This window comes from Mesorhizobium sp. CNPSo 4671, from assembly GCF_057784245.1.
On sequence record NZ_JBWLUW010000005.1, the window covers coordinates 304,849 to 324,906 of the forward strand.

Sequence of the window (20,058 nt, forward strand, 5' to 3'; positions counted from 1 at the left end):
GGCGGGCACAGGGAAGTTGTTTTTCGGAACCGGTCGTTTCATGAAAGTGCTTGCCATCGACTGTGCTGCCAGCCTCTGCGCCGCTTGCGTCTACGACGCGGCGGCCGGGCGGGAGCTTGGCCGCACGGTGCTCGATCTCGGCAAGGGCCATGCCGAGCACCTGATGGCCGTCATCGCCGAGGCGTTGAAGGCGGCCGAAACCGACTATCCCGGTCTCGGCGCCATTGCCGTCTCTGTCGGTCCCGGTTCCTTCACCGGTCTGCGCGTCGGCGTTTCGACCGCGCGTGGCCTGGCGCTGGCGTTGAAAATTCCGGCGATCGGTGTGACGACGCTCGAAGCATTGGCCGCCGAGGCCGCGGTGGCATTTCCCGGCCGCGCCGTGCTGGCGGCGCTCGATGCCGGCCGTGAGGAAATCCATGCCGCGCTGTATGACAAAGCGTTAGTTTTGACTTACGGTCCAACCGTCGCCACATTACCAGAAGCCACTGCCTTGGCGATGGACTACTCTGTGGTGCTGGCTGGTACCGCTGCGGCATTGATCACGGCCTCGGCCGGGCGCGGTTTCGATATTGGGCCTCAGACGGCGACCGCTGATATTCTCACCTACGCCCGTCTGGCTGCGGCAAAGGGGCAAGGCGAAAGGCCGAAACCCCTTTATCTGCGCGGTGCCGACGCCAAGCCGCAGGCCGGATTCATTTTATCAAGGCAACAAAATTAATGCGCATACCTTTTCTCCACCCGCGCCGCCGCGACTATGCTCTCGAGCCGCTCAGGATTACCGACAGCCCGGCTGTGTCGTTGCTGCATCGCGAGGACTTTGTTCGTCCGTGGACTGATGGCGAGTTCGCCGCTCTGCTCGAACAGAACACCGTGTTCGGTTATGCCGCACGCGAAACCGGGCAGGGCTCCAAGCCGCCTGTCGGCTTCGTGCTGGCCCGGCTGGCGGCCGGCGAGGGCGAGATCCTGACAGTCGCGGTGGCGCGCTCGCATCGCCGCCAGGGTCTTGGCTGGCAGTTGATGGATGCGGTGCTGCGCGAACTGCACGCGCAGCGCGCCGAAGCTCTGTTCCTCGAGGTCGACGAAACCAATGTCGCCGCGATCGCTCTCTACCGTCGGCTGGGCTTCCGCGAAGTCGGCAAGCGCCCGGACTACTACAAGTCGCCCGATCGCGGGCCGACCGGTGCGCTTGTCATGCGCCGCGATCTTCGCTAGCCAGAGATCGGGTAGGCGCAGGACAGCATGATCGGAAAAATCAGGATTTTCCTGGCCCTGGGCCTTGTCGTCGCCGGTTCTCTGGTCCTTGTGCCATTGCAGATCCTGTCGATGAAGACCGGCTGGTGGCCGGAAACCGTCATTCTCAAGATATGGCACAGGCTCATCCTCAGGGCGCTTGGCATGCGCGTCCATGTCAAGGGGACGCTGTCCGACAAGCGGCCCTTGCTGGTTGCCGCAAACCACATCTCCTGGACCGACATCATGGTGCTGGGCTCTTTTGCCGATGTGAAATTCATCGCCAGGGCCGATATGGAAGGCTGGCCGCTGATCGGCATGCTGTCGAAACTGCAGCGCACCGTCTTCATCGAGCGCGAACGCAAGCGTTCCTCGGGCGACCAAGCCAGCGAGATCGCCAGCCGCATGGCCAAGGGCGACGCCATGGTGCTGTTCGCCGAGGGCTCGACCGGTGACGGCAATGCCGTCCTGCCGTTCAAGAGCACGCTGTTCGGCGCCGCCTCGATGGCGATTTCGGAGGGGGCGGCCGAGCAGGTGTTCATCCAACCGGTGGCGATCGCCTATACGCGCCTGCACGGCGTGCCGCTCGGCCGCCGTCACCGGCCGATCTCGGCCTGGATCGGCGACGAGGATCTGATGCCGCATCTGAAAGTGCTGATGACGGAAGGCGCGCTCGACGTCGAGGTGCATTTCGGCGAACCGATCGCCTTTGCCAGGGGCTCGAACCGCAAGGAAACGGCCAGGCTGATGGAAAGCCAGGTGCGCGAGATGATGCGGGCGGCACTCGCCGATCCGCGCCCGAGCCGCTAGCCCAAGCCCTGCGCCTTCGGGTGTACGCCGAGAATCGTCTGTTTTTTGTCACGGAAAGGCGTTAGAAGCCGCCGGATGGACTTGAACACGATCGAAAACGACAACATCGCTACCTCGGCCGAAGAGCCGGCGGTGCGTGCCACGGCAGCGAAGAAGGTCTTCATCAAGACCTATGGCTGCCAGATGAACGTCTATGATTCACAGCGCATGGGCGATGCGCTGGCCGCCGACGGCTATACCGCGACCGATGCCATCGGCGAGGCCGATCTGGTGCTGCTCAACACCTGTCATATCAGGGAGAAGGCGGCCGAAAAGGTCTATTCCGAGCTCGGCCGTATCCGCGACATGAAGGCGGAACGCGCCATTGCCGGCCGCGAAATGCTGATCGGCGTTGCCGGCTGCGTGGCGCAGGCCGAGGGTGCCGAGATCATTAGGCGCTCGCCGGCCGTCGACCTGGTCATCGGGCCGCAGACCTATCACCGTCTGCCCGATGTGCTGGCGAGGGTGCGCGGCGGCGAGAAGATCGTCGAGACCGACTATGCCATCGAGGACAAATTCGACCATCTGCCGCAGCCCAAGCGCGCCGAGGTGATCAAGCGCGGCGTCACCGCCTTCCTCACCGTGCAGGAAGGCTGCGACAAGTTCTGCACCTTCTGCGTCGTGCCCTATACCAGGGGCTCGGAAGTGTCGCGGCCGGTGGCGCAGATCGTCGCCGAGGCTGAACGTCTGGCCGGGGCCGGCGTGCGCGAGGTGACGCTGCTTGGCCAGAACGTCAATGCCTGGCACGGCCAGGGCGACAATGGCGAGGAATGGGGCCTTGGCCGCCTGCTGTTCCGGCTGGCCGAAATCCCCGGACTGGCGCGGCTGCGCTATACCACCAGCCATCCGCGTGACATGGACGATGAACTCATCGCTGCCCACCGCGACCTGCCGTCGCTGATGCCTTATCTGCATCTGCCGGTGCAATCGGGGTCGGACCGCATCCTGAAAGCGATGAACCGCAGGCATACCGCCAGGGATTATCTGGCGCTGCTCGACCGCATTCGCACCGCCCGGCCCGATATCGCTTTGTCAGGCGACTTCATCGTCGGCTTCCCCGGCGAGACGGAGGCCGATTTCGAGGCGACCATGGAACTGGTGCGCCAGGTGAACTACGCCTCGGCCTTTTCGTTCAAATACTCGCCGCGCCCCGGCACGCCGGGCGCCGAAATGGCCGATCATGTGCCCGAAACGGTCAAGGACGAGCGCTTGCAGCGCCTGCAGGCATTGCTCTTGAAGCAGCAGCAGGACTTCGGCTCCAGCCTGGTCGGCAGCACAATCGACACGCTGATCGAGAAGCCCGGCCGGCAGGCCGGCCAGAAGGTCGGCCGCTCACCTTGGCTGCAGCCGGTTATTGTTGATGAAAAGGCCGGCGAAATCGGTGACATTATCCAGGTGCGAATCACGAAGACGGGCTACAATAGCCTGTTCGCCGAGTTGGCCTGATGCATGTCGCTCAAAAGTGGTCCCGGTTTTGGGACAACGACATGCATCGCAACAGATCTCGGCAGATGAGGAGAGACGGTTGAGCGCAGCAGAGCTGAAGAACCTGCCCCCGGTACCGGCATCTGGGGCTTCTGACATGGCGCACATCGTTCTGACTTTCGACAACAACAAGCTTGCCAGCGCCCTTTACGGTCAGTTCGACGAGAACCTCGCCCGGCTCGAGCAGAAGCTCGGCGTCGACATCCGCTCGCGCGGCAACCAGCTGACCATCAAGGGGTCGGCTTCTGCCGCCGAACAGGCGCGCCGCGCCTTGGACAATCTCTACGGGATTTTGCAGAAAGGCGTCGATATCGGCCAGTCCGACGTCGATGGCGCCGTGCGCATGGCGGTCGCCGCCGACGATCAGCTGACCCTGCCGACGCTGGAGCGCAAGGGCAAGGTCTCCGCCGCCCAGATCGCCACCCGCAAGAAGACGATCTATGCCCGTTCGCTGAACCAGGACGCCTATATGCGGGCGCTGGAGCGGTCGGAACTGGTGTTCGGTATCGGTCCGGCCGGCACCGGCAAGACCTATCTGGCGGTGGCGCACGCGGCGATGCTGCTCGAGCGCGGCATGGTCGAGCGCATCATCCTGTCGCGGCCGGCCGTCGAGGCCGGCGAGCGGCTGGGCTTCCTGCCCGGCGACATGAAGGAAAAGGTCGATCCCTATCTGCGGCCGCTCTATGACGCGCTTTACGACATGATGCCGGCCGACAAGGTCGAGCGCGCCATTGCCGCCGAAGTCATTGAAATCGCCCCGCTTGCCTTCATGCGCGGCCGCACGCTGGCGCATGCCGCGGTCATCCTCGACGAGGCCCAGAACACCACGCCGATGCAGATGAAGATGTTCCTGACCCGTCTCGGCGAGAACTCGCGGATGATCGTCACCGGCGATCCGACGCAGATCGACCTTCCGCCGAGCACCAAATCAGGCCTGGTCGAAGCCTTGCGTGTCCTCGACGGTGTGGCCGGCGCGGTCACCGTGCGTTTCAACGATGTCGATGTCGTTCGCCATCCGCTGGTGGCCGAGATCGTCAGGGCCTATGACCGTGACGCCAAGCTGGCGCGCGGCCTCGGCGCCGAGAATTGATTTTTGACGATGCGGCTTCATGCCTGAAGACAAAATATCCGGCGACGGGAGGCCTCCCGTCGACATAGATATATCGGTCGAAGCGGGCGACTGGCCCGATGAGGCAAGGCTGACGCGGCTGGTCGATCGCGCGGTTGACGCGGCTTTCGCCGAGACCGGCGTGACGGGCCGTTCCGAACTCAGCATCGTTTTTTCCGACGACTCCCATATCCGGACACTCAATGCCGACTGGCGCGGCAAGGACAAACCCACCAACGTCTTGTCTTTCCCGGCTTTTCCGTTTGTGGAAGGCGGCCCACTGCCGCCCATGCTGGGCGATATCGTGCTCGCCGCCGAGACGGTTTCACGCGAAGCGGCACTGGAAGACAAGCCGGTGCAGAACCATATCACCCATCTCGTCATCCACGGCCTGCTGCATTTGCTGGGCTATGATCACGAGACCGATGCCGAGGCCGAGGAGATGGAGGCCATCGAACGCGCAGCGCTCGCAAGGCTTGCCATTCCCGATCCCTACGCGTAACTACATCTGACAATTGACCGGACGACGATGAACGACAAACCAGAGACTGCCGCCCGCCCCGACGCCGGCAGTGCGCCCAAGGCTTCCGATACATCGGAAGAGGGATCAAGTCCGAGTACCGTAACCGGCAGCGCTGCCAGCGAGCCTTCGCCTGCCGGACCTTCCCTGTTCGACCGTGTCTTGGGCTTGTTTCGGCAACGCAACGGCACCAGCCTGCGTGAGGAAATCGCCGGCGCGCTGGCCGAGACCGCCAGCGACGCCGAATCCTTCTCGCCTGGCGAGCGCGCCATGCTCAACAACATATTGCGCCTGCGCGAGGTGCGCGTCGAGGACGTCATGGTGCCGCGCGCCGACATCGAGGCGGTCGAGATCACCACGACGCTCGGCGATCTCCTGGGCACCTTCGAACAATCCGGCCATTCCCGCATGCCGGTCTATTCCGAAACGCTCGATGACCCGCGCGGCATGGTCCATATCCGCGACGTGCTGGCCCACATCACCAAGCTCGCGCGCGTCAAGAAGGGCCGCACAACCCGGAAAACGCCTGTCGCCACGCAGCTCGATCTCGCCCAGGTCGACCTTGCGCGCACCATCGGCGAGCTCAATCTGATCCGCCAGGTTCTCTTTGTGCCGCCATCGATGCTTGCTTCCGACCTGATGGGCCGCATGCAGACGACGCGCACGCAGATGGCGCTGGTCATCGATGAGTATGGCGGCACGGACGGGCTCGTCTCGCTCGAGGACATTGTCGAGATGGTCGTCGGCGACATCGAGGACGAACATGACGACGACGAGCCGATGATCACCCAGGCCGGCGACGGCGCCTTCATCGTCGACGGCAAGGCCGAGATCGACGAGGTCGCCAAGATGATCGGCGAGGACTTCGCCGCCGGCGAACATGGCGAATATGTCGATACGATCGGCGGCATGATCTTCAACACGCTCGGCCGCGTGCCGGCGCGGGGCGAGGTGGTGCAGGCCATTCCGGGCTTCGAGTTCCATGTGCTCGATGCCGATCCGCGCCGCGTCAAGCGTGTGCGCATCGTGCAGAGCCAGAAGGGCGAGCGCCGCCGGCGCGCCACGGCCCGTACCGAACAGGCCTGAGATCTCCGCTCGCCGATGACGATCGATGACCCGTTCAAGCATGCGAGCCTTGGGTCCGGCGTCTTCTACAGGGATCCTCGCGCGGCACTGGTGTGGCTCGAAGCGGCTTTCGGCTTCGAGCGCAGCATGGTGGTGAGCGATGCGGAGGGAAAGCTGATCCACGCCGAGATGCGGTTCGGCGACAGTTACATAGTCGTCGATTCCGAATGGGCTGATTATGTCGCGAGCCCGGCTTCGGTCTCGGGCAAGAACACGCAGTCCGTGTATGTCAGGCTGAGGAACGGCCTGGATGCGCATTGCGAGCAGGCGCGGGCGGCCGGCGCTGACATAATCCAGGAGCCCACGGACCAATTCTACGGCGAACGTCAGTATCGGGCGCGCGATCCCGAGGGTCATGTCTGGACCTTCACGCGGCCCATCCGTTCCGTTTCCCGCGAAGAGGCCGAGCGGTTGAGCGGCCTGCGCATCGAGGGTTGGCACCGGTAGAGCGCGACGGGTCATCGCCGCTGACAGCCCGGCGTTTGGAGCGCGGGCCGCGGCCTGATAAATCTTGCGTCCTGATTCGCGCGACTCGGAAGTATGCATGGAGCGCCTGGCCGGCCGGATAATTCTGCTTTGGGGTTGGCGGCGGGCGCTGGTGGCCTTTCTGGCCGGGGCGCTGGCGGTGCTTGGCCAGGCACCCTACGATTTCTTCGCCGCCTGCTTCATCTCGTTTCCGCTGCTGGTCTGGCTGCTCGACGGCGCGACCGGCGAAGCCTCCGGCAGCCTGTTCCGGCGCTTGCGGCCGGCCTTCGCCGTCGGCTGGTGGTTCGGTTTCGGCTATTTCCTCGCCGGTCTCTGGTGGATCGGCTCGGCGCTGCTGGTCGAGGCCGACGAGTTTGCCTGGGCGCTTCCCTTCGCCGTGGTCGGCATTCCGTTCGCGCTCGCCTTTTTCTATGGCTTCGCGACGATGGTCGCCCGGCTTCTGTGGAGCAGCGATATCGGACGCATCGCCGCCCTTGCCTTCGGCTTCGGGTTGACCGAGTGGCTGCGCGGCTTCCTGTTCACCGGTTTTCCCTGGAATGCCATCGGCTACGCGGCAATGCCGGTGCCTCTTCTCATGCAAAGCGTGTCGGTGACAGGCATGATCGGCATGAACGCGCTCGCGGTGTTTCTTTTCGCGCTGCCGGCGCTGCTGGCGGCGCGCCGGCATCTTCGCCTGGGCGCGGCGCTGTTCGTCCTGCTTGCCTCAGCCCATGTCGGCTTCGGCTATGTCAGGCTTGCCGCACCGGAAAAGCCGGCGGAGCGCAGCCTGGATGTCCGCATCGTTCAGCCGGCCGTCGACCTCAGTGAAAAATGGGACGCTTCGGTGCGCGATCGCATATTCGCCACCTTGCTCGGCCTGTCCGCCAAGGCGCCGGACCCTGGTCACGGCAAGCCGCAACTCATTCTCTGGCCGGAAACCTCGGTGCCGTTCCTCTTCACCGAACGCCCCGACGCGCTGACGGCGCTGGGCGACATGCTGGCGGATGGCCAGATGCTGATCGCCGGCGTCGTTCGCGAGGAAGGTGGCTCGGCGGCCAGCGCCGACAGCCGCTATTACAATTCCGTGGTGGCGATCAACGACAAAGGTGAAATCGCCGACGCCGTCGACAAGGTCCATCTGGTGCCGTTCGGCGAATATCTGCCTTTCGCCGACCTGTTCAACCGTTTCGGCATCGCACAGCTTGTCGCCGGCCCGGTGACGTTCGCCGCCGGCAACGAGCGCCACGCCATCACGCTGCCGGGCGGCATCCGTGCCTTGCCATTTATCTGTTACGAGGTGATCTTTCCCGATCTTGTGGCAGTTGACGCTACGTCAGCGCAGCTTATTGTGAACGTTACCAATGATGCCTGGTTCGGGGACACACCGGGACCGTATCAGCATTTCAGGCAGGCCCAGATTCGCGCGGTGGAGAACGGATTGCCCTTGCTGCGTGCTGCCAATAACGGCATCTCGGCCGTCGTCGACCCACACGGACGCATCGTCGACGCGCTGGCGATCGATGCGCGCGGAGCCATCGATGTGAAGGTGCCGATTTCCGCACAGGCGGTCGTTTCCGCGGGCCAGCGGCGCATTAACGGAATGCTGATCATGTTGCTGTTTGCGCTTGTGGGGGCGCTGTCGAACGTAAGGCAAAGGCTACGGGTGAATTGACAGTCGACACATTAGAAACTCATACTGTATCGCCTGAAATTTCTCGAAGCCGGTGGAACGTTCTGTTGGGGCAGTCGCCCCCGGCTTTTTTTGGGCGGGAAAAAAATCACAAAGCCGAAAAAATTCGGCGAGGAAAAAATGACAGAAGAAAACAAGAAGAAACCGAATCCGATCGACATCCACGTTGGAAGCCGCGTCCGGCTTCGCCGCAACATGCTCGGAATGAGCCAGGAAAAGCTGGGCGAAAATCTCGGCATCACATTTCAACAGATCCAGAAATATGAAAAAGGCACCAACCGCGTCGGCGCCAGCCGGCTGCAGGCGATAGCCTCCATACTCGGCGTGCCTGTCGCTTTCTTCTTCGAGGATGCGCCGGGCCAGGAAGCCGTGGCTGGCCGGGGCTTTTCCGAGGATGCATCGATGGCTTTCGCCGTCGAATTCTGCGGCAGTCCCGAAGGCCTTCAGCTCAACCGGGCCTTCGTCAAGATCGCCGACGTCAAGGTGCGCCGCAGGATCATCGACCTGGTGAAGTCGCTCGCTGCCGACGATCTCGACTGACCGACAAGGCGCTGCCAACCGGCGGCAGTCGCCGCCGGTAGCACAAGATATCGACATCGACAGTCGTGCCAGAATGGCGGCAACGCTTGACGAGCGGCGCTTTGCCCCGCTAACACGTGGCGCGCCAAAATCGGCAGCCTGCCGATCGTTTTTCAAGAGGGGACACCCGTGACGCGGCAGAACTACTTCTTTACCTCGGAATCCGTTGCCGAGGGCCATCCCGACAAAGTCTGTGACCGGATCTCCGACGAGATTGTCGATCTGGTCTACCGTGAAGCCAAGAAGACCGGCATGGACCCGTGGAAAGTCCGTGTCGCCTGCGAGACGCTGGCGACCACCAACCGTGTCGTCATTGCCGGCGAAGTGCGCGTCCCCGAGACGCTGCTGAAGAAGGACAAGGCCGGCAACATCCTCAAGGATGCCGCGGGCCACCCGGTCGTGAACCCGGCAAAATTCAAATCCGTCGCCCGCAAGGCGATCCGCGAGATCGGCTACGAGCAGGCCGGCTTCCACTGGAAGACGGCCAAGATCGAGGTTCTCCTGCACGGCCAGTCGCCCGACATCGGCCAGGGCGTCGACAACGCCGCCGACCGACAGGGCGAGGAAGGTGCAGGCGACCAGGGCATCATGTTCGGCTACGCCTGCCGCGAGACGCCGGATCTGATGCCGGCGCCGATCTACTACAGCCACAAGATCCTCGAACTTCTGGCCGCCGCCCGTCACGAAAACAACGGCGAGGCCGGCAAGCTCGGCCCTGACGCCAAGAGCCAGGTCACGGTCCGCTACATCGACGGCAAGGCCGCCGAGGCAACGCAGATCGTGCTGTCGACGCAGCATCTCGACGCGACCTGGGACTCCAAGAAGGTCCGCAAGGTCGTGGAACCCTACATCCGGGAGGCACTTGGTGATCTCAAGATCGCCGACGATTGCATGTGGTACATCAACCCGACCGGCAAGTTCGTCATCGGCGGTCCGGACGGTGACGCCGGCCTCACCGGCCGCAAGATCATCGTCGACACCTATGGTGGCGCGGCACCGCATGGCGGCGGCGCCTTCTCCGGCAAGGACACCACCAAGGTCGACCGTTCAGCGGCTTACGCGGCGCGCTATCTGGCCAAGAATGTCGTGGCGGCGAAGCTTGCCGACCGCTGCACCATCCAGCTTTCCTACGCCATCGGCGTCGCACAGCCTCTGTCAGTCTATGTCGACCTGCACGGCACCGGCAAGGTCGACGAAGCGAAGCTCGAGGATGCGCTCCGCACGGTGATGGACTTGTCGCCGTCGGGCATTCGCCGTCATCTCGACCTCAACAAGCCGATCTACGCCAAGACGTCGTCTTACGGCCATTTCGGCCGCAAGGCAGGCCGTGACGGGTCTTTCTCCTGGGAAAAGACCGATCTCGCCAAGGCGCTCAAGGATGCTGTCGCGGCCTGAGCCGCGACAGACCTGCCACCAGATGAGCCCGCAAGACAGGCCAAGCCGTGCGACCGAAGCTTTCTTCGGTCGTCGGCGCGGCAAGCCGGTTCGCCCGCAGCAGGCGGCGGCCCTGGAAAGCGGGCTTGGCGCCTACCGGCTCGATCTGGCGGCTGAGGCGCCGTCGGATCTGCGCACTTTGTTTGAGACTGAAGTTTCGACTGTCCGGCTCGAAATCGGCTTTGGCGGCGGCGAACATCTTCTGCACCGCGCCATCGAGGCGCCGACAACCGGCTTCATTGGCGTCGAGCCCTTCGTCAACGGCATGGCCAAGATGATGATGGCGGTGCGGGCGAGGCCGCTGGCCAATCTCAGGGTCCATGATGACGACGCCACCCGGCTGCTCGACTGGCTGCCGCCGGCCTCGCTCGATGGTCTCGATCTTCTCTATCCCGATCCCTGGCCGAAGAAGAAGCACTGGAAGCGGCGTTTCGTCAGCCCCGTCAATCTCGACCGTTTCGCGCGCGTCCTGAAACCGGGCTCAAAATTCCGCTTCGCGTCCGATATCGACACCTATGTGAACTGGACCTTGCTGCATTGCCGGACGCATGGCGCCTTCGCATGGCAGGCAGCTGAAGCTGCCGACTGGCACCGCCCCTATGAGGGCTGGCCGGGCACGCGTTACGAGGCGAAGGCCATTCGCGAGGGCCGGCGGCCAGCCTATCTGACCTTTATCAGGAAATAGGCGTATCAGGAAATAGGCGGCCTCGAGGCTGCTCGCCAGATTTTCAGAAACGGCCGATTCTGTTGAAGATGGCCGGATCCATGCCGAGCTTGCGCAAATCGTCGGCGCGCGGCTTGCGGCCGGCTTCCACGGCGCGTGACGCGGCGACCGCGCTGCCAAATGCGGTGAAGAGATCGCCCAGGGCGGAAAATAGTCTGCGGTTGCTCATGATCTTGTCCTTTCGCGCGCCACCGCGCGCCGCTTCTGTTCGTGTCGTGGCTAACAAATAAGAGCGCCCCGCCGGCTCTCACAGGGGGATCGGCGCATGGTGGCCATGCGCCTGGAGCAATGCTGCGCCGTCAGGCCTTTTGCCGAACCGGTACGGCGGGCTTGAAACACCGGCCATGTTGGTTTATATCAGCCTCAAATTCTTGGTCGGTATGACGAAGAGTGGGTCCACCCGGTCCCGCTCTTTTTTATTACCTGCCGATAGGTTCGAAACGACAGGTACTTGATGACTGCAACGGCAAGCGAAGGTGACGACCGCATCATCCGCGAAAGCGGCATCGATGCGCGCATTGCGCTGATCGTTCAGCCGGTGCTGCGCGGCATCGGCTTTCGCCTCGTGCGGGTGCATCTGTCCGGCCAGAACGGGCTGACGCTGCAGATAATGGCCGAACGCGAGGACGGCACAATGACCGTCGAGGATTGCGAAGAGGTCAGCCGCGCGGTGTCGCCGGCGCTCGATGTCGATGATCCGATCGAAAAGGCCTATCATCTCGAAGTCTCTTCGCCTGGCATCGACCGGCCGTTGGTGCGCAAATCGGATTTCGTGACCTGGACCGGTCATCTGGTGAAGATGGAAACGTCGGTCATCGTCGCGGATCGCAAGCGCTTCAAGGGCAAGATCGCCGAGGCCGGCGAGAACGACGTGCTGATCGAGCGCGACAAGGCGGCCTATGGCGAGGAGCCGACAGTGCGCGTGCCTTACGACGCCATTGCCGAAACCCGGCTGATCCTGACTGACGACCTCATCCGCGACGCGTTGTCGAAGGACAACAGGGCGCGCAAGGAAGCCAAGAAACGCCGCGGCGAACCGGATGACGACGTGCCCGAGGGTGCGGAAGCTGACGCCAAGGAAGAACACGAACAGGAAAGTTGATTGAGCTGCCGGGCGCAAAGGTCCGGCAAACAGGCTCGGGAGAAAAAACATGGTTGTAAGCGCCAACAGACTTGAACTGCTGCAGATTGCCGACGCGGTCGCGCGTGAAAAGTCGATCGACAAGTCGATCGTCATCGCCGCCATGGCCGACGCGATTCAGAAGGCGGCGCGCTCGCGTTATGGCCAGGAGACCAACATCCGCGCCGACATCAACCCGAACACCGGCGAGATGAAGCTGCAGCGGCTGATGGAAGTGGTCGAAAAGGTCGACGACTACGCCACGCAGATCGCCATTTCCTCGGCCCGCGAGCGCAATCCCGACGCCCAGCTCGGCGACTTCATCGCCGAACAGCTGCCGCCGATGGATTTCGGTCGCATCGCCGCGCAGTCGGCCAAGCAGGTCATCGTGCAGAAGGTGCGCGAGGCCGAGCGCGACCGGCAGTATGACGAGTACAAGGACCGCATCGGCGAGATCGTCAACGGCACCGTCAAGCGTGTCGAATATGGCAATGTCATCGTCGATCTCGGCCGTGGCGAGGCCATCATCCGCCGCGACGAGCTGATTCCGCGCGAAAACTACAAATATGGCGACCGCGTCCGCGCCTATGTCTACGACGTGCGCCGCGAGCAGCGCGGCCCGCAGATTTTCCTGTCGCGCACCCATCCGCAGTTCATGGCCAAGCTCTTCACCATGGAAGTGCCGGAAATCTATGACGGCATCATCGAGATCAAGTCGGTTGCCCGCGACCCCGGTTCGCGCGCCAAGATCGCCGTCATCTCGCGCGATTCCTCGATCGATCCGGTCGGCGCCTGCGTCGGTATGCGCGGCAGCCGCGTCCAGGCCGTCGTCGGCGAACTGCAGGGCGAGAAGATCGACATCATTCCGTGGTCGCCCTCGGCGGCCTCCTTCATCGTCAATGCGCTGCAGCCGGCGGAAGTCGCCAAGGTCGTGCTCGACGAGGACGCCGAGCGCATCGAAGTGGTGGTTCCCGACGATCAGCTGTCGCTGGCCATCGGCCGCCGCGGCCAGAACGTGCGTCTCGCCTCGCAGCTCACCGGCTGGGATATCGACATCCTGACCGAGGCCGAGGAATCCGAGCGCCGCCAGAAGGAATTCGTCGAGCGCTCGGCGCTGTTCATGGAAGCCCTCGATGTCGACGAGATGGTCGGCCAGGTGCTGGCCTCCGAAGGCTTCACCAGCGTCGAGGAAGTCGCCTATGTCGACGCCGGTGAAATCGCCTCGATCGACGGTTTCGACGACGATACCGCTTCGGAAATCCAGACCCGTGCCCGCGAATACCTCGAAAAGATCGAGGCCGAGCATGACGACAAGCGCAAGGCGCTGGGCGTCAAGGACGAGCTGCGCGAAATCCCCGGCATCACCACCGCCATGATGGTGACGCTCGGCGAGGATGGCGTGAAGACGATCGAGGATTTCGCCGGCTATGCGGCCGACGACCTGACCGGCTGGAAGGAACGCAAGGACGGCGAGACCAAGGTCTATCCGGGCGTGCTGGCCAATCACGGTGTTTCGCGCGCCGACGCCGAGCAGATGGTGCTCAATGCCCGTCTCAAGGCCGGCTGGATTTCCGAAGACGAGCTTGCGGCCGAAGAAGCATCGGCTGACGAAGCCGTTGGTGCGTGAGGTGAAACCGCATCGCACACAACCCGCCCTTGGACGAGATGAACGATCGCACCTGCATCGTTACCCGCAAGCAGGCCGAACCGGATGAACTGATCCGGTTCGTCGTCGGCCCGGATTCGGCCGTCGTTCCCGATCTCAAGAGAAATCTGCCCGGCCGCGGTTGCTGGGTGAGCGCTGACCGCCTACATATCGACAAGGCGGCGGCCAAGAACCTTTTTGCCCGCGCCTTCAAGGCACAGGTGATCGTGCCGCCCGATCTTGGCGGCATGGTCGATGGGCTGCTTTCCAGATCCGCTCTGGGCATGCTGGGCCTCGCCCGCAAGGCAGGTGCAATTTCTCTTGGTGCCACCAAGGTTGAGAGTGCCGTGCGCGGCGGGCTGGCGCTTTTCGTGCTCCACGCAACCGAAGCGTCGGACGATGGCGTGCGCAAGATCAGCCAGGCGCGGCGGGCGACCGTCCATATTGGCGGCCCTTCCATCCTTGCCTACAAACTTTTCTCCGAGGCCGAGTTGAGCTTGGCATTGGGGGGCACAAATGTGATACATGCTGCCGTCCTCGCGGGAGACGCGGGTAAGGCGGTCCAGAAGCGCATGGTTGCGCTCGACCGATATCGGGGCGGTACCCCGGACGATCTGGCAATGCTTGCGGCCGTTGCTGACGAAGATGAGCCCGCAGAGGATATGGAATGAGCGATACGAAATCGGGCGACGACAAGACGTTGAGTGTTACACCGAAGAAGACCTTGACGCTGAAGCGCCCCGGCATGGAACAGGGCACCGTGCGCCAGAACTTCTCGCATGGCCGTACCAAGTCGGTCGTGGTCGAGACCAAGAAGCGCAAATTCTCCCTGCCCGGCGATAAGCCGGAGCCGGTTGCCGCTGCCCCTGTGCCCGTCTTCACGCCGAAGCCGCCGGTTGCCGCGGCACCTGTCGTGCAGGAAGCGCCCAAGGCGCCGCCTCCGCCTCCCGCGCCGCCTCAGGTCGAGCGCAGCGGCATGGTGCTGAACGAGCTGTCGCGCAGCGAAATGGAAGCGCGCCGCAGGGCGCTCGAGGGCTCGAAGGTCCGCGAGGTCGAAGACCGTCAGCGCGCCGCCGAAGAGGCCAAGCGCCGGGCCGAGGACGAAGAGCGCCGCAAGCGTGAGCGCGAAGAATCCGCGCGCCGCCAGGCCGAGGAAGAGGCGCGGTTGCAGACCGAAGCCGAATCGCGCCGTCGCGCCGAGGAAGAGGCACGCCGCCGCGCGCCGCTGGCCGCCGAGCTGGCAACCGCGGACGAAGAGGAAGAGGCCAAGCCGAAGCGGACGGGCGCCGGTGCACCGGTACGCCGCCTGGTCACGCCCGAAGTGGCGCGCCCGGCCAAGCCGACCAAGGGCGAGGAAGATCGTCGCCGTGGCAAGCTGACGTTGAATTCCGCGCTGTCCGATGAGGATGCGCGGGCCCGTTCGCTGTCGTCGATGCGTCGCCGCCAGGAGAAGTTCAAGCGCGCGATGCATAATGAGCCGCGCGAGAAAGTCATGCGCGAAGTGATCCTGCCCGAGACCATCACCATCCAGGAACTGGCGCAGCGCATGTCCGAACGTGCGGTCGATGTGGTCAAGTTCTTCATGAAGCAGGGCCAGATCCTGAAGCCGGGCGACGTCATCGACGCCGACACGGCCGAACTGGTCGCCACCGAATTCGGCCACACGGTCCGACGCGTCGCCGAGTCCGACATCGAGGAAGGCCTGTTTAACATCGCCGATCGTCCGGAAGACCTCGTGTCGCGTCCGCCGGTGGTGACGATCATGGGTCACGTCGACCACGGCAAGACCTCGCTGCTCGATGCCATCCGCAATGCCAATGTCGTCTCCGGCGAGGCCGGCGGCATCACCCAGCATATCGGCGCCTATCAGGTCGAGAAGAACGGTCAGAAGATCACCTTCATCGACACGCCCGGCCACGCCGCCTTCACGGCGATGCGTGCTCGCGGCGCCCAGGCCACCGACATCGCCATCCTGGTGGTGGCGGCTGATGACAGCGTCATGCCGCAGACGATCGAATCGATCAGCCATGCCAAGGCGGCCGGCGTTCCGATCATCGTGGCTATCAACAAGATCGACAAGCACGACGCCGATCCGCAGAAGGTGCGCTCCGAACTGCTGCGCCATGAGGTCTTCGTCGAATCGATGGGCGGTGAAGTGCTGGACGTCGAAGTGTCGGCGACCAAGGGCACCAATCTCGACAAGCTGCTCGAGGCGATCCTGCTGCAGGCCGAAATCCTCGACCTGAAGGCCAATCCGGACCGTACCGCCGAAGGCGTCGTCATCGAGGCGCAGCTCGACAAGGGCCGTGGTCCCGTCGCCACCGTGCTGGTGCAGACCGGCACGCTGATGCCGGGCGACATCCTCGTCGCCGGCAACGAATGGGGCCGCGTGCGCGCTCTGGTCAACGATCGCGGCGAGCAGATCAAGGAAGCGCCGCCGGCAATGCCGGTCGAGGTGCTCGGCCTTCAGGGCACGCCGCAGGCTGGCGACCGCTTCGCCGTGGTCAACAACGAGGCCCGCGCCCGCGAGATCACCGAATATCGCCAGCGTCTGGCGCGCGAGAAGGCGGTGGCCAAGCATGCCGGCCAGCGCGGCTCGCTCGAACAGATGATGTCGCAGTTGCAGACGAGCGGGCTGAAGGAATTCCCGCTGGTCATCAAGGGCGACGTGCAGGGTTCGATCGAGGCGATCAACGCCGCGCTGGACAAGCTCGGCACCGACGAGGTGCGTGCGCGTATCGTCCATGCCGGCGCCGGCGCCATCACCGAAAGCGACGTCTCGCTGGCGGAAACCTCTGGTGCGGCAATCATAGGTTTCAACGTCCGTGCAAACGTGCAGGCACGTGCCGCGGCCGCGGCCGCGGGCATCGAAATCCGCTACTACTCGATCATCTACAACCTCGTGGATGACGTGAAGGCGGCTTTGTCGGGCCTGCTGTCGCCGGAGCGTCGCGAGACCTTCATCGGCAATGCCGAGATCCTCGAGATCTTCGACATCACCAAGGTCGGCAAGATCGCCGGCTGCCGTGTCACCGAAGGCAAGGTCGAGCGTGGTGCGGGCGTGCGCCTGATCCGCGACAACGTCGTCATTCACGAAGGCACGCTGAAGACGTTGAAGCGCTTCAAGGACGAGGTTTCGGAAGTCCCCGGCGGCCAGGAGTGCGGCATGGCCTTCCAGAACTACGAGGACATGCGCGTCGGCGACATCATCGAGTGCTTCCGCGTCGAGATGGTGACCCGGACACTCTGAGTTCGAGTGACTTGTCCATTCCAGGCGGTGGTCTGACGACCGCCGCCTGGAGTTTATTGTGAAACTACGCATCGTGCTTTTCGAAACCGAATTCGATTTCGGGCCGATGCGTTGACATATGAGACATGCGGCACGGTCCCATCCCGCGCCTCACGCTTCAGGATTGAGAAAAATGCCCCGTCCAACCACATCCAGCCCGTCCCAGCGCATGCTGCGCGTTGCCGAACAGGTGCGCCACGCGCTCTCCGAAACCTTGCAGCGCGGCGAGATCATCGATCCGCTGATCGAGAACACCGTGGTTTCGGTCTCGGAAGTGCGCATGTCGCCCGACCTGAGGGTTGCCACCGCTTTCGTCTCGCCGCTCGGCGCAAAGGACACGGATGCGGTTGTCGAGGCGCTGAACAAGCATGCGAAATTCGTCAGGGGCCGGGTCTCCGGCGCTCTGCGGCAGATGAAGTTCATGCCGGAGTTCCGCTTCAAGCTCGACACGTCCTTCGACAATTTCGCCAGGATCAACGATCTCCTGAAGTCGCCCGAAGTGGCGCGCGATCTCGATGCGGACGACGACAAGACCAAGGATGACGGGGCCAAAGACGACAGGGCCAAAGACGACAAGGACAGCGAATAATGGGGCGCCGCGGCAAGAAGAAGGGCCGGCCGGTCTCCGGCTGGGTGGTGCTGGACAAGCCGGTGGGCATGGGCTCGACCGAGGCCGTGTCCAAGATCAAATGGCTGTTCCAGGCGGAAAAGGCCGGCCATGCCGGCACGCTCGATCCGCTGGCTTCCGGCATGCTGCCGATCGCGCTCGGTGAAGCGACCAAGACCGTGCCCTATGTGCAGGATGGCGCCAAGATCTATCGCTTCACCGTCGCTTGGGGGCAGGAGCGTTCCACCGATGATCTCGAAGGGCCGGTGACCAAGAGTTCCGACCTGCGTCCGGTGGAAGCCGAGGTCAAGGCGCTGCTGCCGAAATACACCGGCGTCATCATGCAGACGCCGCCGCAATTCTCGGCCATCAAGATTGCAGGTGAACGCGCCTATGACCTCGCCCGCGAAGGCGAGACGGTCGACATTCCCGCGCGCGAGATCGAGATCGGGCGTTTGGATGTCATCGAGCACCACGCCGACCACACCGTTTTCGAAATCGAATGCGGCAAGGGCACCTATGTGCGCTCGCTGGCCCGCGACATGGGCCGCGACCTCGGCTGCTTCGGCCATATCAGCGAATTGCGTCGGGTCGAGGTCGAGCCGTTCACGCCTGAGGATTTCGTCACCATCGCCGAATTGGAAGCGGCCCGCTTCGGCACGCAAGGCGAGGATAAACCCGAGCCTGCCGACGATGCTGATGCGATTGACGTGCCGGTGGACTTCGGCGCGATCGACGCGCTTCTGGTCGATACGTCAGCGGCTCTCGACTGCCTGCCGCAGGTCGCCATCAGCGACGATGCGGCGACGAAGATCCGCCTCGGCAATCCGGTTATCATTCGTGGCCGCGATGCGCCTGTCGAGGCAGAGGAAGCCTGTGCGACGGCCCGCGGCAAACTGGTTGCCATCGGCGCGATCGAACAAGGCATGTTCAAGCCCAAGCGGGTCTTTGCCGGGTGACGGCTAAAGCAATTCCAGGAAAAGTGTGAAACGGTTTTTCCGTTCGGAATTGCGAGAAAATAAGGCTCTAATTTCAGCTGGACGCTACACTCGAGGGGCACATGGCAAAGGCCGATGCGGTGAAAAAGCGGGCGCCGGTGAAGACGCGGCGGCCGCCGGTCGGCGCCTCGCCGGGCACGCTGATCGCCGATCCGGCGGCGCGGCGCAGCGAGCTCAGGCTGACACTGATTTCGCCCGAAAAATTCAAGACCATCGACAATGCCAGCATCGATGATCTCAATACCCATTGCGACCATTGGCCGGTCGTCTGGCTGGACTGCACCGGGCTCGCCAATATCCAGCTGATCGAAGAGATCGGCCGGATCTTCAGCCTGCATCCGCTGGCCCTGGAGGATGTCGTCAACACCGGCCAGCGGCCGAAGGTCGATTTCTTCGAGGACCACGCCTTCGTCGTTGTGCGCATGATCGACGACGTCACGGCCCATCGCTACGAGCAGATCGCTGTGTTCTTCGGCAAGAATTTCGTCGTCACTTTCCAGGAACGCGAGGGCGATCCCTTCGATCCCGTACGCAAGCGTATCGAGAGTTCCGCGCCCAACCGGTTGCGGGCCCGCGGCGCCGACTATCTCGCCTACGCGCTGATCGACGCCATCGTCGACAGCTATTTTCCGCCGATCGAGGCGGCTGGCGACCTGGTCGACGCTATCGAAGATGAGATGCTGCATTCAACACACAAGCATCAGATGCGGCAACTGCACGAATTGCGGCGCGACGCCAATGTGCTGAAGGGCGTGCTGTGGCCGATGCGCGATGCCGTGGCGACGCTGATCCGCAACGATGTGCCCTATGTGAAGGCCGAGACCAAAATCTTCCTCAATGACACACTTGACCACACGCTGAGGCTGATCGAACTGGTCGAGACCCAGCGAGACATGCTGACCGGCCTGATCGAGATGCATCTGTCGCTGAGCCAGGCGCGCACCAACGACGTCATCAGCTATCTCACCATCGTCTCGGTCATCTTCATGCCGCTCACCTTCCTGGTCGGCGTCTGGGGCATGAATTTCAGTCCCGACGCCTCGCCATGGAACATGCCGGAGCTGCGGGCCTACTACGGTTATCCCGCTTCGCTCCTGTTCATGGCCGTTGTCGCGATCGGCTTGATTGTCTTCTTCAAATGGAAGAAATGGCTTTAACAGCGGTAAAACTGGCCATTTCGGGCTGAAAAG

Annotated in this window: 20 protein-coding genes; 19 read left to right on the forward strand and 1 reads right to left on the reverse strand. The window is 63.4% G+C overall.

All coding sequences use genetic code 11. The annotated features are described in order from the left end of the window. The first annotated feature begins 40 nt into the window (after positions 1–40). The 12 genes from tsaB to trmB all read left to right on the forward strand — a co-directional run bounded on the left by tsaB (position 41) and on the right by trmB (position 11,170). The gene (tsaB, locus tag AC04SF_RS17390; protein WP_488478842.1) at positions 41–718 is read left to right on the forward strand and encodes a tRNA (adenosine(37)-N6)-threonylcarbamoyltransferase complex dimerization subunit type 1 TsaB; all 678 of its coding nucleotides are present in this window, start codon (positions 41–43) and stop codon (positions 716–718) included. Continuing rightward, positions 718–1,212 carry a ribosomal protein S18-alanine N-acetyltransferase gene (rimI, locus tag AC04SF_RS17395; protein ID WP_488478843.1) on the forward strand — a complete coding sequence of 165 codons (495 nt, stop codon included), beginning with the start codon at positions 718–720 and terminating at the stop codon, positions 1,210–1,212. Before tsaB ends, rimI begins: the two co-directional genes overlap by 1 nt. Before the next feature lie 27 nt (positions 1,213–1,239). Beyond that, the gene (olsA, locus tag AC04SF_RS17400; protein ID WP_488478844.1) at positions 1,240–2,040 is read left to right on the forward strand and encodes a lyso-ornithine lipid O-acyltransferase; all 801 of its coding nucleotides are present in this window, start codon (positions 1,240–1,242) and stop codon (positions 2,038–2,040) included. Positions 2,041–2,115: 75 nt separating this feature from the next. After that, positions 2,116–3,525 (forward strand): tRNA (N6-isopentenyl adenosine(37)-C2)-methylthiotransferase MiaB, encoded by a 1,410-nt coding sequence (miaB, locus tag AC04SF_RS17405; RefSeq protein ID WP_488478845.1) that lies wholly within the window; start codon positions 2,116–2,118, stop codon positions 3,523–3,525. Positions 3,526–3,661: 136 nt separating this feature from the next. After that, entirely contained in the window at positions 3,662–4,654 is a 993-nt protein-coding gene (locus tag AC04SF_RS17410) for a PhoH family protein (RefSeq protein WP_019863063.1), read from the forward strand. 19 nt (positions 4,655–4,673) lie between these two features. Further along, positions 4,674–5,174 carry an rRNA maturation RNase YbeY gene (gene ybeY, locus AC04SF_RS17415; RefSeq protein WP_488478846.1) on the forward strand — a complete coding sequence of 167 codons (501 nt, stop codon included), beginning with the start codon at positions 4,674–4,676 and terminating at the stop codon, positions 5,172–5,174. A gap of 27 nt (positions 5,175–5,201) precedes the next feature. Continuing rightward, positions 5,202–6,278, forward strand: a complete 1,077-nt coding sequence (locus AC04SF_RS17420) for a hemolysin family protein (protein WP_202351699.1) — start codon at positions 5,202–5,204, stop codon at positions 6,276–6,278. A 15-nt stretch (positions 6,279–6,293) separates the two neighbouring features. After that, on the forward strand, positions 6,294–6,764 hold the full coding sequence (locus tag AC04SF_RS17425) for a VOC family protein (RefSeq protein WP_488478847.1): 471 nt from the start codon (positions 6,294–6,296) through the stop codon (positions 6,762–6,764). 97 nt (positions 6,765–6,861) lie between these two features. Beyond that, positions 6,862–8,454 (forward strand): apolipoprotein N-acyltransferase, encoded by a 1,593-nt coding sequence (lnt, locus tag AC04SF_RS17430; RefSeq protein ID WP_488478848.1) that lies wholly within the window; start codon positions 6,862–6,864, stop codon positions 8,452–8,454. A gap of 138 nt (positions 8,455–8,592) precedes the next feature. Beyond that, positions 8,593–9,012 carry a helix-turn-helix domain-containing protein gene (locus tag AC04SF_RS17435; protein WP_027032979.1) on the forward strand — a complete coding sequence of 140 codons (420 nt, stop codon included), beginning with the start codon at positions 8,593–8,595 and terminating at the stop codon, positions 9,010–9,012. A 168-nt stretch (positions 9,013–9,180) separates the two neighbouring features. Next, the gene (metK, locus tag AC04SF_RS17440) at positions 9,181–10,446 is read left to right on the forward strand and encodes a methionine adenosyltransferase (RefSeq protein ID WP_095198385.1); all 1,266 of its coding nucleotides are present in this window, start codon (positions 9,181–9,183) and stop codon (positions 10,444–10,446) included. Between the two features lie 22 nt (positions 10,447–10,468). Then, on the forward strand, positions 10,469–11,170 hold the full coding sequence (gene trmB, locus AC04SF_RS17445; RefSeq protein WP_488478930.1) for a tRNA (guanine(46)-N(7))-methyltransferase TrmB: 702 nt from the start codon (positions 10,469–10,471) through the stop codon (positions 11,168–11,170). Positions 11,171–11,213: 43 nt separating this feature from the next. Here the strand turns inward: trmB and AC04SF_RS17450 are convergent, their stop codons facing one another. Then, the gene (locus AC04SF_RS17450; protein WP_096453312.1) at positions 11,214–11,378 is read right to left on the reverse strand and encodes a hypothetical protein; all 165 of its coding nucleotides are present in this window, start codon (positions 11,376–11,378) and stop codon (positions 11,214–11,216) included. A 285-nt stretch (positions 11,379–11,663) separates the two neighbouring features. Between AC04SF_RS17450 and rimP the strand changes: the two genes are divergently transcribed. The 7 genes from rimP to corA all read left to right on the forward strand — a co-directional run bounded on the left by rimP (position 11,664) and on the right by corA (position 20,025). Then, complete coding sequence (rimP, locus tag AC04SF_RS17455; RefSeq protein WP_488478849.1) at positions 11,664–12,311, forward strand: ribosome maturation factor RimP; 648 nt, start codon at positions 11,664–11,666, stop codon at positions 12,309–12,311. A 49-nt stretch (positions 12,312–12,360) separates the two neighbouring features. Continuing rightward, complete coding sequence (gene nusA / locus AC04SF_RS17460; RefSeq protein ID WP_284275020.1) at positions 12,361–13,956, forward strand: transcription termination factor NusA; 1,596 nt, start codon at positions 12,361–12,363, stop codon at positions 13,954–13,956. Positions 13,957–13,994: 38 nt separating this feature from the next. Then, complete coding sequence (locus AC04SF_RS17465) at positions 13,995–14,645, forward strand: RNA-binding protein (protein ID WP_096458470.1); 651 nt, start codon at positions 13,995–13,997, stop codon at positions 14,643–14,645. Further along, complete coding sequence (infB, locus tag AC04SF_RS17470; protein WP_202351695.1) at positions 14,642–17,224, forward strand: translation initiation factor IF-2; 2,583 nt, start codon at positions 14,642–14,644, stop codon at positions 17,222–17,224. Before AC04SF_RS17465 ends, infB begins: the two co-directional genes overlap by 4 nt. Before the next feature lie 172 nt (positions 17,225–17,396). Then, entirely contained in the window at positions 17,397–17,852 is a 456-nt protein-coding gene (gene rbfA / locus AC04SF_RS17475; protein ID WP_202356333.1) for a 30S ribosome-binding factor RbfA, read from the forward strand. Further along, on the forward strand, positions 17,852–18,829 hold the full coding sequence (truB, locus tag AC04SF_RS17480; RefSeq protein ID WP_488478850.1) for a tRNA pseudouridine(55) synthase TruB: 978 nt from the start codon (positions 17,852–17,854) through the stop codon (positions 18,827–18,829). Before rbfA ends, truB begins: the two co-directional genes overlap by 1 nt. A gap of 101 nt (positions 18,830–18,930) precedes the next feature. Continuing rightward, positions 18,931–20,025 (forward strand): magnesium/cobalt transporter CorA, encoded by a 1,095-nt coding sequence (corA, locus tag AC04SF_RS17485; RefSeq protein ID WP_488478851.1) that lies wholly within the window; start codon positions 18,931–18,933, stop codon positions 20,023–20,025. Positions 20,026–20,058: the final 33 nt, after the last annotated feature.